This window comes from Kitasatospora albolonga (genome assembly GCA_002082585.1).
GTDB lineage: Bacteria > Actinomycetota > Actinomycetes > Streptomycetales > Streptomycetaceae > Streptomyces > Streptomyces stephensoniae.
In genome coordinates, this window is the sequence record CP020563.1 from 4,039,078 (window position 1) to 4,052,599 (window position 13,522).

Annotated in this window: 11 protein-coding genes and 1 pseudogene; 6 read left to right on the forward strand and 6 right to left on the reverse strand. The window is 71.9% G+C overall.

Translation table 11 applies throughout. From position 1 onward, the window contains the following. The first annotated feature begins 15 nt into the window (after window positions 1-15). A complete protein-coding gene (locus tag B7C62_17555; GenBank protein ID ARF73872.1) occupies window positions 16-1,722 on the forward strand; it encodes a histidine kinase in 1,707 nt (568 codons plus the stop codon). A gap of 50 nt (window positions 1,723-1,772) precedes the next feature. Here B7C62_17555 and B7C62_17560 read toward each other — a convergent pair whose 3' ends face one another. Next, window positions 1,773-2,618 carry a hydrolase gene (locus B7C62_17560; GenBank protein ID ARF77220.1) on the reverse strand — a complete coding sequence of 282 codons (846 nt, stop codon included), beginning with the start codon at window positions 2,616-2,618 and terminating at the stop codon, window positions 1,773-1,775. A 127-nt stretch (window positions 2,619-2,745) separates the two neighbouring features. After that, complete coding sequence (locus tag B7C62_17565) at window positions 2,746-3,915, reverse strand: hypothetical protein (GenBank protein ARF77221.1); 1,170 nt, start codon at window positions 3,913-3,915, stop codon at window positions 2,746-2,748. A gap of 344 nt (window positions 3,916-4,259) precedes the next feature. Between B7C62_17565 and B7C62_17570 the strand changes: the two genes are divergently transcribed. Beyond that, window positions 4,260-5,153 (forward strand): luciferase, encoded by an 894-nt coding sequence (locus tag B7C62_17570; protein ARF73873.1) that lies wholly within the window; start codon window positions 4,260-4,262, stop codon window positions 5,151-5,153. Window positions 5,154-5,163: 10 nt separating this feature from the next. Here the strand turns inward: B7C62_17570 and B7C62_17575 are convergent, their stop codons facing one another. From B7C62_17575 to B7C62_17590, 4 genes are all read right to left on the reverse strand, one after another. Then, complete coding sequence (locus B7C62_17575) at window positions 5,164-5,706, reverse strand: RNA 2'-phosphotransferase (GenBank protein ID ARF73874.1); 543 nt, start codon at window positions 5,704-5,706, stop codon at window positions 5,164-5,166. Window positions 5,707-5,854: 148 nt separating this feature from the next. After that, entirely contained in the window at window positions 5,855-6,838 is a 984-nt protein-coding gene (locus B7C62_17580) for a MerR family transcriptional regulator (protein ARF73875.1), read from the reverse strand. Continuing rightward, window positions 6,835-8,607, reverse strand: coding sequence for a short chain dehydrogenase (locus B7C62_17585; GenBank protein ARF73876.1), 1,773 nt, complete (start codon window positions 8,605-8,607; stop codon window positions 6,835-6,837). The genes B7C62_17580 and B7C62_17585 overlap by 4 nt, the downstream gene beginning before the upstream one ends. Further along, a complete protein-coding gene (locus B7C62_17590) occupies window positions 8,604-9,473 on the reverse strand; it encodes a Xaa-Pro aminopeptidase (protein ID ARF73877.1) in 870 nt (289 codons plus the stop codon). The genes B7C62_17585 and B7C62_17590 overlap by 4 nt, the downstream gene beginning before the upstream one ends. A gap of 230 nt (window positions 9,474-9,703) precedes the next feature. On the opposite strand from B7C62_17590, the pseudogene B7C62_17595 reads away from it, so the two are divergent. From B7C62_17595 to B7C62_17610, 4 genes and pseudogenes are all read left to right on the forward strand, one after another. Continuing rightward, window positions 9,704-10,678 (forward strand): annotated as a pseudogene (locus B7C62_17595) (ABC transporter). Between the two features lie 110 nt (window positions 10,679-10,788). Then, window positions 10,789-11,697 carry a hypothetical protein gene (locus B7C62_17600; GenBank protein ID ARF73878.1) on the forward strand — a complete coding sequence of 303 codons (909 nt, stop codon included), beginning with the start codon at window positions 10,789-10,791 and terminating at the stop codon, window positions 11,695-11,697. After that, the gene (locus tag B7C62_17605; GenBank protein ARF73879.1) at window positions 11,694-12,605 is read left to right on the forward strand and encodes an ABC transporter; all 912 of its coding nucleotides are present in this window, start codon (window positions 11,694-11,696) and stop codon (window positions 12,603-12,605) included. Before B7C62_17600 ends, B7C62_17605 begins: the two co-directional genes overlap by 4 nt. A gap of 30 nt (window positions 12,606-12,635) precedes the next feature. After that, complete coding sequence (locus B7C62_17610) at window positions 12,636-13,355, forward strand: hypothetical protein (protein ID ARF73880.1); 720 nt, start codon at window positions 12,636-12,638, stop codon at window positions 13,353-13,355. The last annotated feature ends 167 nt before the right edge of the window (window positions 13,356-13,522 follow it).

Here is a 13,522-nt window from a genome sequence, read left to right on the forward strand (position 1 = left end):
ATTAGGCTCAAGGGCATGGCAGAGCCGGACCCGCAGGACTCACTCGATGCCGCCACGCAGGCCACCCGCAGCCTGAAGGGCCTCTCCACCGAGCTCACCGCCCGGGTTCCGCAGCTCCTGGAGGCGATGCGGACCGTCGGCACGGGGCTGGAGCTGCACTCCACCCTGGACCGGATCTGTGCGACCGCCGCCGAGCTCGCCCACGCCCGGTACGCGGCCATCGGCGTCGTCGACGAGGCGGGCGAGGGGCTCTCGGACTTCATCACCCACGGGGTCCCGGAGGAGGTCGCCCGGGCGATCGGGCGCAGACCCGACGGGCACCGGGGCCTCCTGGGTGCGCTGATCCACGACCCCGACCCCGTACGGCTGGCCGATCTGACCGGCGATCCGCGGTCCGCCGGGTTCCCGCCCGGCCACCCCCGGATGCGGAGCTTCCTCGGGGTGCCGATCCGGGTCCAGGGGGAGATCTTCGGCAACCTCTACCTGACCGAGAAGGAGGGCGGCGGCGAGTTCAGCGACTACGACCTGCACATGGTGCGGGTGCTCGCCACCGAGGCCGGGATCGCCATCGGCAACGCCCGGCTCTACGAGGCGGCGCGCCAGCGGGAGCGCTGGATCGACGGGTCGGTGGCGGTGACCACCGCGCTCCTGTCGGGCGGGGACGCCGACGACGCGCTCTCGGTCGTCGCCGAACAGGCCCGCCACCTGGCCGATTCGGCGGCCGGGATCGTGCTGCTGCCCACGGAGGAGGGCGGTTTGGAGATCGTCGCCGTCTCCGCCGACGACCCCTCGTCCTCGCTCGGGGTGATCATCCCGGCCGGTTCCACGGTGGTGGCGAAGCTGCTGGCGGGCGAGGCGGTCTTCATCGACGACTCGGCCACCGACAGCCGGATGGTGACGAGGCTGGCCGGCCGGTTCGGTCCGAGCATGCTGCTGCCGCTCCAGAGCGGCGGCCGGGTGCTCGGCGCCCTGGCCACACCCCGGGCGCGGGGCGAGCGCCCGTTCAGCCGGACCGAGCGGACGCTCGCCACCCAGTTCGCCTCGCAGGCCGCCCTCGCGCTGATGATGGCCGAGGCACAGCGGGACCGGGAGCGGCTCGCGGTCTACGAGGACCGCGACCGGATCGCCCGCGACCTCCACGACCTCGTCATCCAGCGGCTGTTCGCCACCGGCATGATGCTGGAGAGCGCCCAGCGCCGGTCGGTGGTCCCCGAGGTGCGGACGGGGGTGGGCCGGGCGGTCGACGAGCTGGACGTGACCATCCAGGAGATCCGTACGGCCATCTTCGCGCTCCAGCAGGAACCGGCCGAGGCCCCGTCGGGGCTCCGCACCCGCGTCCTGCGGGAGATCAACATGGCGGCCGTCCCGCTCGGCTTCAAGCCCTCGCACCGCTTCCTGGGCGCCGTCGACGCGCTCGTCGGCGAGCTGACCGGCAAGAACCTCGTCGCCGCCCTGCGCGAGGCCCTCTCCAACGCCTTCCGGCACGCCGGGGCCTCGGTGATCGACGTGGTCGTCGACGCCACGGCGACCCTGCCGGACGGCCGGGCCGCCGTACGCCTCTCGGTGGCCGACGACGGGGTGGGCATCCCGGAGGGCGGGCGCCGCAGCGGGCTGCGCAATCTGGCCCGCCGGGCGGAGTCGCTGGGCGGGTCGAGCCGGATCGCCCCGGGGATCGGGGAGGACGGGGGCGGTACGACGGTGGTGTGGGAGGCGCCGCTGTGAGCTCCGGGGACGAGCCTCAGGGGGACCGTGTGAGCTTCAGGAGCGGGGGATCAGCGGGCGGCGAGAATCCGCTCGATGACCACGGCCACCCCGTCCTCCTCGTTGGTGCCGGTCCGCCCCGAAGCGGCGGCCAGGGCGGCGGGATGCGCGTTGCCCATCGCGTACGAGGTACCGGCCCAGCCGAGCATCTCGACATCGTTGGGCATGTCGCCGAAGGCGACCACCTCGGCGGCCGAGATGCCGCGCTCGGCACAACAGGCGGCGAGCGTACTGGCCTTGGAGACCCCGAGCCCGCTGACCTCCAGGAGCGCGGTGGGGCTGGACCGGGTGATGGACGCCTGCTCCCCGGAGACCGTACGGGCCAGCGAGAGGAAGGCGTCCGGCGGCATCTCGGTGTGGTGGGCGAGGAGTTTGAGTACGGGGGCGCCCTCGCCCGGTACGTCCTCGTGCAGCAGCTTCTCGGCGACGGCGACCGCGGCGCCCGGGTCCAGGTGGAAGGGCGGGTAGGACGGCTCGTAGTTGATGCCGGTGGTCAGCTCGACGGCGAAGGAGGTGCCGGGAGCGGCGTCGCGCAGGGCGCGCACGACGTGCAGGGCGTCCCCGCGCTCCAGCGGCCGTACGGTGAGCAGCCCGCCGTCCGCCCGCAGGTCGGTGACCACCGCGCCGTTGGCGCAGATCGCCAGCCCGTGGCCCTGCACATGGTCGCTGACGACGTCCATCCACCGGGCCGGCCGGCCGGTCACGAAGAAGACCTCGATCCCCGCCTCCTCGGCCGCCGCGAGCGCGGCGACGGTGCGCGCCGAGAGCGTCTTGTCGTCGCGCAGCAGGGTGCCGTCGAGGTCGGTCGCGATCAGCCGGGTCACGGCGGGCAGAGGCGCATCGGTAGCTGAGGTCACCCCGCCATTCTCGCCCACCGGGGTGCACGTGCGTGCGGAGGGGCGCACATGTGAGTGGGTGCGCCTCTGAGCTGCGGAACGTTCCTCAGGCATATGCCAAGGGGGTGCGGGCGCGTCACCGCAAGGCTCACTCCTTCGGCAGGGTGACCTTCTCGGGCCCGCAGCCGATCCGCTCCGCCTCGGCGGCGACGTAGGCGGGCAGGAGGTCGCGGGTGTACCGGTAGCGGGAGTCCGCGCTCTTCAGCTGCTCCACCATGAACACCACGCGCCCGCTCCGGCAGTCCTTCTCGTAGACCGCACGGGTCGTGCCGAGCGTTCCGCGCCCCTTGGTGCCCCTGAGGTACGGGCCGCCGTCGAACAGGTCCCTGGTGAAGACGTTCGCGGTGAGGGGTTCGACCACGGTCGTGAACCGTACGGACGCCCGGCCGCGGCCGTAGGTGCCCTCGCAGACCCGGGCCGGGCCGCCGTCACCGGCCACCGTGCGCGTGGTGGTCAGCGACTTTCGGTGGCGGTCGGGCAGGACGAACCCCTCAATCCCGCAGAACGCCCGGGGATCGGCGTCGGTCCAGTCGACGGGGTCGGCCAGCTCGCCGGGGGCGGGGTAGGCGCCGGAGCAGTCGAAGTCGCGCATGACGCCGTTCGCCACCGCCACCACCGCGCTGGCGAGCGCGGACCGCTCGGCCGGGTCGTACGCCGAGTCGAGGTCCAGGCTCGCGTGACCCCTTCCCGCGTCGACCACGGCCGGGCCGCTGTCCCCGCCCCCGGTGCAGCTCTGCGGCAGGGCTATCCAGGCGCGCATGCCCGAGGCCATGCCGGGCAGCCCCTCCCCCAGCGGTGCCATGTTCGCCGCGAGGAACTCCGCGGGCCATGTGCGGCTGTCGGTGCCGAAGGTGGCGTCCAGCCTGCGGACATGGACGGTCACCTGCCGGGCGGCCCTCTCCTCGCCGCGCACCTCGCCGTAGCCCGTGATCCGGCACTGCCCGTACGCGAGCCTCTGGCCCTCGGGGTCGGGCCGGAGGGACTGCTCCTCGACCTCGGTCCTGCGGTCGCCGAAGAGGGCCGTCATGGCGGAGCCGTCGAGGGAGTCCCAGCACGGCCGGGGCCCGACGAGCGGCAGCGTGTCCGTCCGCCAGGCCACGACACCGGCGCCGAGCAGCGCGCCGACCAGCCCGGCGACGGTGACGGTCCGGACCGTACGGTTGCGCAGGAACCGCCCCAGCCGGGAGCGCCGTACCGGGGCGGGCCCGGTGTTTCCGGCGGCCGTCTCCGTGCCCTGACGAGGGCTCTCTCCCGGCACCGCGTCGGGTGGCGTGCCGCCGGAGCCCTCGCCCGTACCCTCGGGCCTTCCGCCCGCTGCCCCGGTCCCGTCCCGGTGGCCGTTGTCCTCGCTGCCGCTGCCTGCCCTCACGTGCATTCCCCCTGCTCCCGGCCCCCGCCGGCTCCCGATCACGCGTCTGCTGCCGTCCAGCTCTATCCTCCGGAGTCCGCGGAAGTCCAACTCCGGGCGGGGCGCGACCAGTAGCGGAGCTGCTCGGGCGGCCTCGGGGTGATTCCCGGCGCCTGCTCGGGCTGGCCCCGGTGCGGGGTCCCCGGCGCCCGCTCCCGCGGCAGGCCCGGGGGAGCGGGCGTATCGTCGGGGCCATGCGTCTGAGCACGGTGATCCTCCCCATCCACCGGTGGGCCGAAGGGCAGAAGATCTGGCGGCGGGCCGAAGACCTCGGGTTCCACACCGCGTACACGTACGACCACCTCTCCTGGCGGTCCTTCCGGGAGCGGACCTGGTTCGGGGCCCTCCCCACCCTCACCGCCGCCGCGACCGCCACGCGACGGCTGCGGCTCGGCACCCTGGTCACCTCGCCGAACTTCCGGCACCCCGTGACCCTGGCCAAGGAGCTGATCTCCCTGGACGACATCTCGGGCGGCCGGATCACCCTCGGCATCGGCGCCGGAGGCAGCGGGTTCGACGCCACCGCGCTGGGCCAGGACGCCTGGACCCCGAGGGAGCGCGCCGACCGCTTCGGCGAGTTCGTCCCGCTGCTGGACCGGCTGCTCACCGAGGACGCGGTGACCCACCACGGAACGCACTACTCCGCCGTGGAGGCCCGCAACATCCCGGGCTGCGTCCAGCGCCCCCGGCTCCCCTTCGCGGTCGCCGCGACCGGCCCGCGCGGGCTGAGGCTGGCCGCCCGCCACGGGCAGGCGTGGGTCACCACCGGCGACCCGAAGCTGTACGAGGAGGGCACCCCGGAACAGTCGGTGCAGGCCCTACGGGACCAGAACAAGAGGCTCGACGCGGCCTGCGAGGAGGTCGGAAGGGACGCCTCCGGGCTGGAGCGCATTCTGCTCACCGGCTTCACACCCGACCGCAACGCCCCGCTGGAGTCGGTGGACGCCTTCGTCGACTTCGCGGGCCGCCACGCGGAGCTGGGGTTCACCGAGATCGCCGTCCACGCCCCGATCCCGGACTCCGACTTCGCCATCGATCCGGCCGTCTACGAGCGCATCGCGACCGAGGCGCCCGCCCAGCTGGCCTGACGGCCGGGGTTCAGCCGGGCAGGCGCAGGAACCGAGGGGGTACGGCGTCGGCGAGCCAGACCCCGTTGGCGCTGACCCGGAACACATGACCGGCGCGGTGCATGGCGCCCGCGTCCACCGTGAGGACCAGGGGGCGGCCGCGCCGGGCGCCGACCCGGGTGGCCGTCTCGCGGTCGGGGGAGAGGTGCACGTGGTGGCGGGCCATGGGGCGCAGGCCCTCGGCCCGGATCGCGTCCAGCACCCGCGCGACCGTGCCGTGGTAGAGGTACGCCGGTGGCTGCGCGGGCGGCAGGTCCAGGTCGACGGTGACCGTGTGGCCCTGGTTGGCGCGGATGCGCTCGCCGTCCACCGTGAAGCGGCGCTTGTCGTTGACGGTGACGACATGGTCGAGCTCGGCGCGGGTGATGGTGAAGCCGTTCCGGGCCGCCGCGCTCAGCAGCGTCTCGACGCCCACCCAGCCGTTGTCGTCGAGGGTGATGCCGATCCGCTCCGGCTGGTGGCGCAGGTGTTTCGAGAGGTACTTGGACACCTTGACGGTGCGACGTTCGTCCATCCCGCCAGAGTGCCCGTGGGCAGTTCATCGGTGCATCCGGATTTCCTACAGGATTCTTTTCGGCTTTCTCCGTACCCAGGTTTGATCCACAGCCAACTCGACTTATCCACAGGCTATTTGACAACTCTGTGGACAACTGCCGGGCGATTTAACCCTTTTCGTCAACTTTATTGGTTCTTGCGTGAGATGAGGTGAGCGCATCCAACGTGCGGGCCTGCACCTCGCGTTCGGCGGCTGCCGCGATGAAGTCCGCCACCCGGTCGGCGCCAACCAGGTCCTGAACAGCCTGTGTTGTCCGGGCCGGGAGCAGCACCGGGCGGGTCTCGCTCCCCTCGATGGCGCTCTCCTGGGCGCCGAGGTGGTGATGCAGATGCCGGGTGGCGAACATCTGCATGGCGCGGGCCAGTTCGGCGTCCACCGTCTGCTGCGCGAGCGGCCGGAGGCGGCGCACCATCGAGGCCGCCTCGGCCGCGTCGGAGTCGGTGGGCGGGCGGTGGCCCAGATAGCGGGCGAAGACATGCTCGGTGGTGAACTCCAGGAAACGGGAGGCTATGTGCTCGACCTGGCCGCGAAGTTCCTTCAGATGACCGGAGATCGCGAGCAGCGGAACGCCCGCCGCGTGCAACTCGACGGCCACCGCCAGCTCTTGCGGGCTCGGTACGAGGAACTCGTCGTCCCGGCCCGGGACGCGCTCCAGCACCCCGAGCTCCACCGCCTCGGCGATCGCCTCGTCGTCCTGCGTACCGCCGAACTTCGCGTCCAGCTCCGCGCGGGTGATCCGGCTCGCCTCCTCGTCGGTCCAGGGCCCGTGCACCTCGGCGACCAGGCCGAGCACCCCGCCCAGCCCCCGCCCCGCGTCCCACGCCTCCAGCAACTCCTTGATGCTGGCCAGGGTGTAGCCGCGCTCCAGGAGGTCCGCGATCCGGAGCAGCCGGGCCAGATGGGCCTCCCCGTACACATTGGCCCGCCCCCGGCGCTCGGGCGTCGGCAGCAGCCCCCGGTCCTGGTACGCCCTGATCGTGCGCACCGTGGCCCCGCTGGCATGGGCCAGATCCTCGATGCGGTACTCGGCGCCGCCGCCGTCCTGACCGTGGACCGCCGTGGGTGCCGTCCCCGCCTCCCGCCCGCTCACAGCGGCGGCTTCACTCGGGCGAGCCGTCGCAGCGCCCCGGGGCTCAGCCGGGACAGCAGCCGGGCGCCGCGCGCCTCCGGAGTCACCGGCACCACGGCCCGGTTGCGGACGACGGCCTCCAGGATCGCGTCGGCCACCTTCTCCGGCGGGTAGTTGCGGCGCCCGTAGAGCCGGGTGGTCCGCTTCCGCAGCCGCTGCTCCTCCGCCGCGTCGGTCCCGGCGAAGCGGGTGGTGGCGGTGATGTTGGTGTTGACGATGCCGGGGCATATGGCGCTCACCCCGATCGACTTCTCCGCCAGCTCGGCCCGCAGGCACTCGCTCAGCATCAGCACGGCCGCCTTCGACGTGCTGTACGCGGGCAGGGCGCGGGAGGGCTGGAAGGCGGCGGCGGAGGCGGTGTTGACGATATGGCCGCCCTGGCCCCGGTCGGCCATCTGCCTGCCGAAGATCCGGCAGCCGTGGATGACGCCCCAGAGGTTGACGTCCAGGACCTGCTTCCACTCCTCGCTCGTGGTCTCCAGGAAGGAGCCGGAGAGCCCGATCCCGGCGTTGTTGACCAGGACGTCGACCGTGCCGTACTCGGTGGCGACCTTGTCGGCGAGCTTCTCCATCGCCGCCTCGTCGCTGACGTCGACCGCCTCGCCCCAGGCCGCCGGGGCCCCGATCAGCCGGGCCAGCTCCGCCGTCCTGGCGGCCCCCTCCGCATCCCGGTCCACGGCCACCACCTGGGCGCCCGCCTCGGCGAACGCGAAGGCCGTGGCCCGCCCGATCCCGGAGGCGGCCCCCGTCACCAGCACCAGCTGACCGCCGAACCGCTCCGCGTACGGCCCCTTCCCCGCGGGCTGCTGGGCCGTGGGCCCCTCCTGGCCGTCCGCCTCGTTGGCGGCGGCGAAATCGTCGATCCACGCGGCCAGTCGGTCGGGCCGGGTGCGCGGGACCCAGTGCTTGGCCGGAAGCGACCGGCGCACCAGACGGGGGACCCACTGCTCCAGGTCGTCGTAGAGCCGCTCGGAGAGGAAGGAGTCGCCGGTCGGCGTGATGAGCTGGACCGGAGCGTGGGCGTAGGCGTCGGGGCGCGGCCTGCCCAGCCGGGCGCGGACGTTGTCCCGGTAGAGCCAGGCCCCGTGCGCCGCGTCGTCGGGCAGGGAGGCGGTCGGGTAGTCCCCGGCGGGCACCTTCTCCAGCCGCTGGAGGATGCCGGGCCACCGCCTGCCGAGCGGCCCGCGCCAGGCCAGCTCCGGCAGCACCGGCGTATGGAGCATGTACACATACCAGGACTTGGCGCCCTGGCCCAGCAGTTGACCGACCCGGCGCGGGGTGGGACGGGTCATCCGCCGTTTGATCCAGTGCCCGAAGTGGTCCAGGGACGGGCCGGACATCGAGGTGAACGAGGCGATCCTGCCCTCGGTCCGCCCGACCGTGACGAACTCCCAGGACTGCACGGACCCCCAGTCGTGACCGACCACATGGACCGGCCGGTCCGGGCTGACGGCGTCGATCACCGCGAGGAAGTCGTCGGTCAGCTTCTCCAGGGTGAAACCCCCGCGCAGCGGCTTCGGGGCCGTCGAACGGCCGTGGCCGCGTACGTCGTACAGCACGACGTGCCACTCCTCGGCCAGCCGCACGGCGACCTCGGACCAGACCTCCTTGCTGTCCGGATACCCGTGGACCAGCACCACCGTCGGCCGCTCCGCGTCACCCAGCTCGGCGACACACAGCTCGACGCCACCCGTACGTACCCGGCGCTCGCGCGCTCCCGGCAGATTCACGCCGCCACCCTCTCCTCGGCCCAGCGCCGCACATGCGGCAGATCGTCGTCCAGCCAGAAGGCGCTCTGCTCGGGGTCCCTGGAGTCGGTGACGACCAGGATCTCCTCGAACTTCGCGCCCGTACCCCGGAATCCGAGGTGGGGTTCGACCGCCCACAGACCGGGCTGCGGGGGATGGTCGGAGAAGCGGTACGGGCTCCACAGCGGTGACCAGCCGTCCCGGTGGCCGTGCACCGCGTCGCTCACCAGCCCCTTGAGGGCCTGGGTGCCGAACCCGAACACCTGCGGCGACCAACGCCGTTCGGCGACGCGGTCCACCTTGTGGGCGATCACGCCGAAGGGATAGGCGCGGTGCCTGTTCGCGTACCCCTGGGCGGTCATGAGGCGGTCGACGTCCTCGTAGATCTCCCGGAGCGAACGGCGCTCGCGCACCTCCCGCAGGATCAGCTCGCGGTGCGCCTCCAGATCGGCCAGCAGCCTGTTGTGGAGCGGGTTGAGCCCGAGACAGCCCGCATACCCGATGTCGGCGGTGAAGCCCTTGTACACCGGGGCCATGTCGAGGATGAACGGCATGCCCGGCTCCAGCTTCCGGTCGGTCGGGAAGAACTGGAGCGGCACCTTGAACCCGGCGAAGGCCGTGCGGTCGCCGAACCACGCGAAGGGGAGGTGGAACCAGTCCCGCACGCCCCGCTCCCGCAGCCAAACGCGCTGCATCCGGGCCGCCTCGCGCTCGGTCACCCCCGGTCTGAGCTGACCGGCGACGGCCTCGGCGCAGGCGTAGGCGAGGCGCTGCACTTCCCTGAACCCCCGCAGCTCTGGGGCGTTTTTGCCCCGCGCTGCCGAAATCGTCTGCACTGCCGAGACCATGCCACCGTCCGTTCCCTGCCGTGTGCGGTACGTGCCCGTAACGTGACACTGATGAATGTGACAATGTCCGGCGGCTGCGTCAAGGGGTGTGCACCGCCTGTGGAAAACTCCGGGACAGGGGCGTCGGCCGCGGCCGGAACTCCCGCTCGGCTCCTCCTTCACGGGGTCCCCCTACGGGGCCGTACGTCTGGAGTCTGATGCCGATCCAGCCGTCAGGGCTGACGATCGCTGTGGCCCGCGCCACTACCGTCGTCAATGTGACTGCCGTTATCGCTACTGAAGCCCTGAGCAAGCGGTTCCCCCGGGTGACCGCGCTCGACCGGCTCACGTTGGACATCGGACCAGGTGTGACCGGTCTGGTGGGTTCCAACGGGGCCGGCAAGTCCACGCTGATCAAGATCCTGCTGGGTCTCTCCCCCGCCACCGAGGGCCGGGCCGCGGTGCTCGGGCTCGATGTGGCGACCAGCGGTGCCGCCATCCGGGAGCGGGTGGGGTACATGCCGGAGCACGACTGCCTGCCGCCCGATGTGTCGGCCACCGAATTTGTCGTGCACATGGCGCGCATGTCGGGGCTGCCGCCCACGGCGGCCCGCGAGCGCACCGCCGACACCCTGCGCCACGTCGGCCTCTACGAGGAGCGCTACCGGCCCATCGGCGGCTACTCGACCGGCATGAAGCAGCGGGTGAAGCTGGCCCAGGCACTCGTCCACGACCCGCAGCTGGTCCTCCTCGACGAGCCGACCAACGGCCTCGACCCGGTCGGCCGCGACGAGATGCTCGGCCTGATCCGCCGCATCCACACCGACTTCGGCATCTCCGTCCTGGTGACCTCGCACCTCCTGGGCGAGCTGGAGCGCACCTGCGACCACGTCGTCGTCATCGACGGCGGCGCCCTCCTGCGCTCCAGCTCCACCAGCGACTTCACCCAGATCACCACCACGCTCGCGGTCGAGGTGACCGACAGCGACACCCACCCCGACGGCACCGACGCCCTGCGCAAGGTCCTCACCGGGGCCGGGGTCACCCTGCTCGGCCACGACGGGATCGACACGGAGGGGCTGCCGGGCGCGGGCCACATCCTGCTCGTCGAGGCGACCGGCGAGGAGACCTACGACCTGGTCCGCGACAGCGTCGCCGGGCTCGGTCTCGGCCTGGTCCGCATGGAGCAGCGCCGTCACCACATCGCCGAGGTCTTCCGTACCGAACAGGCCGGTGCGCGCACCGGCTCCGGCCCCGTCCCGGCTCCGGCCACCACACCGACGCCGTACCAGCCACGGACAGAGGGCGCCGTACCAGCAGAAGGGGAGCGGTCGCGATGAGCACCGAGACCAAGGCCGCGTCCGGGCGCGAGACCTCCCGGATCCACAACATCGGCTACCGCTCCTACGACGGCAGGCGGCTCGGCCGGGCCTACGCCCGCCGCTCGCTCTACTCCCAGACCCTGCGGGGCTCCTTCGGACTCGGCCGTTCCGCCAAGTCCAAGGTGCTGCCCATGCTGCTGTTCGGCGTGATGACCCTGGTCGCGGCGATCCTGGTGGCCGTCTCCATGGCCACGCCGGGCTCGACCCAACTCGTCGTCAAGTACACGTCGTACGCGATCTACCTGCAGGCGGTCATCGGCCTCTTCATTGCCGCACAGGCCCCGCAGGCGGTCTCCAGGGACCTCCGCTTCAAGAGCGTCCCCCTGTACTTCTCGCGGCCGATCGAACGCGCCGACTACGTCGTCGCGAAGCTCGCCGCCACGGCGTCCGCGCTCTTCATCCTCACCGGAGCGCCGCTGCTCATCCTCTATGTGGGCTCTCTGCTCGCGAAGTTCGACTTCGTCGACCAGACCAAGTGGTTCGGCCAGGGGCTGGTGTCGGTGGCGCTGCTGTCCGTGCTGTTCGCCGGGCTCGGCCTGGTGATGGCCGCCCTGACCCCGCGCCGGGGCTTCGGTGTGGCCGCGGTGATCGCGCTGCTGACCATCTCCTACGGTGCCGTCTCCACGGTCCAGGCCATCGCCTGGGAGACCGGGTCGCCCGGGGCCGTGGAGTGGCTGGGCCTCTTCTCGCCGATCACGCTGATCGACGGTGTGCAGACCGCGTTCCTCGGCGCCACCTCCGCCTTCCCCGGAGGGGAAGGCCCGGGGGCCGGTACCGGAGTGGTCTACCTGTTCGTTGTCCTCGCGCTCGTCGCCGGCTCGTACGCCGTCCTGATGCGCCGTTACCGGAGGGTCGGGCTGTGACCACCATCGAGATCGACCACACCTCGCGCTGGTTCGGCAATGTGGTCGCCGTCAACGACGTCTCCATGACGGTGGGCCCCGGCGTCACCGGACTGCTCGGCCCGAACGGCGCCGGGAAGTCCACGCTCATCAACATGATGGGCGGATTCCTCGCCCCCTCGACGGGGAAGGTCACGCTCGACGGGCAGCCGATCTGGCGCAACGAGAGCGTCTACAAGAAGATCGGCATCGTCCCGGAGCGGGAAGGGATGTACGACTTCCTGACCGGCAAGGAGTTCGTCGTCGCCAACGCCGAACTCCAGGGGCTGGGCGGGGCCGAGGCGCAGAAGGCGCTCGCCACGGTCCAGATGGAGTACGCGCAGGACCGCAAGATCTCCACGTACAGCAAGGGCATGCGCCAGCGCGTGAAGATGGCGTCCGCGCTGGTCCACGAGCCCTCGGTGCTGCTGCTGGACGAGCCGTTCAACGGGATGGACCCGCGCCAGCGCATGCAGCTGATGGAGCTGCTGCGGCGGATGGGGGCCGAGGGGCGTACGGTCCTGTTCTCCTCGCACATCCTGGAGGAGGTCGAGCAGCTCGCCTCGCACATCGAGGTGATCGTGGCGGGGCGGCACGCGGCCTCCGGCGACTTCCGGAAGATCCGCCGCCTGATGACGGACCGGCCGCACCGCTACCTGGTCCGCTCCAGCGACGACCGGGCGCTGGCGGCTGCCCTCATCGCCGACCCGTCGACGGCGGGCATCGAGGTCGACCTGACGGAGAAGGCCCTGCGCATCCAGGCCGTCGACTTCGGGCGCTTCACCGAACTGCTGCCGAAGGTCGCCCGCGAACAGGGCATCCGGCTGCTGACCGTCTCCCCGTCCGACGAGTCCCTCGAATCGGTCTTTTCCTACCTCGTAGCGGCCTGAGTAGTGGCCTGAAAGGAGCTGTGCACCGTCATGTACGACCCCACAGTCGCCCGGCTCACCTACCGGGCCCTGCTCGGCCGGCGCCGGGCCGCCATCCTGTTCGTCCTCCCCGCGCTGCTGCTGGCCCTCGCGGCGGCGGTCCGCACGTTCGCCGGGGCCGACGACCAGGTCGCCGCCAACGTCCTCGGCGGGTTCGCCATCGCCACGATGGTCCCGCTGATCGGGGTGATCGCCGGAACCGGGGCGATCGGCCCCGAGATCGACGACGGCTCGATCGTCTACCTGCTGGCCAAGCCGGTGAAGCGGCCCACGATCATCTTCACCAAGCTGATCGTCGCCATCGCGGTGACCATGGTCTTCTCCGCCCTGCCGACCCTGCTCGCGGGGCTGATCCTCAACGGCAACGGACAGCAGATCGCGATCGCCTACACGGTCGCGGCGCTGGTCGCCTCGATCGCGTACAGCGCGCTGTTCCTGCTCCTCGGCACCGTCAGCCGCCACGCGGTGGTCATCGGCCTGGTGTACGCGCTGGTCTGGGAGGCCCTCTTCGGCAGCCTGGTGCCGGGCGCGCGGACGCTCAGCGTCCAGCAGTGGTCCCTCGCCGTCGCGGAGAAGGTCGCCGGTCAGGGCATGGTCACCTCGGACGTGGGCCTGCCGCTCGCGACGGTCCTGCTGGCCGCCGTCACCGTGGCCGCCACCTGGTACGCGGGGCAGAAGCTGCGGGCGCTGAAGCTGGCCGGAGAGGAGTGAGCCCTCGCCGGGTCTGATCCCGGTGGCACCTTGCGCAACCCCCGCCCCTTGTTCCCCAGGGGCGGGGGTTGTCGTATGACCAGGACAGATGTGCGCGTAACCGTACGTTTATCGGGTCGTTGGTCAGGGTGCGTGGAGGCAACTGGAATCCGTGGCGTCGTAGCGTT

What these genes read in the sequence shown, in the direction of transcription:
- B7C62_17555 (ARF73872.1), top strand. Translation starts at nt 16, where the DNA reads ATGGCAGAGCCGGACCCGCAGGACTCACTCGATGCCGCCACGCAGGCC.
- B7C62_17570 (ARF73873.1), top strand. Translation starts at nt 4,260, where the DNA reads ATGCGTCTGAGCACGGTGATCCTCCCCATCCACCGGTGGGCCGAAGGG.
- B7C62_17575 (ARF73874.1), bottom strand. Translation starts at nt 5,706, where the DNA reads ATGGACGAACGTCGCACCGTCAAGGTGTCCAAGTACCTCTCGAAACAC.
- B7C62_17590 (ARF73877.1), bottom strand. Translation starts at nt 9,473, where the DNA reads ATGGTCTCGGCAGTGCAGACGATTTCGGCAGCGCGGGGCAAAAACGCC.
- B7C62_17600 (ARF73878.1), top strand. Translation starts at nt 10,789, where the DNA reads ATGAGCACCGAGACCAAGGCCGCGTCCGGGCGCGAGACCTCCCGGATC.
- B7C62_17610 (ARF73880.1), top strand. Translation starts at nt 12,636, where the DNA reads ATGTACGACCCCACAGTCGCCCGGCTCACCTACCGGGCCCTGCTCGGC.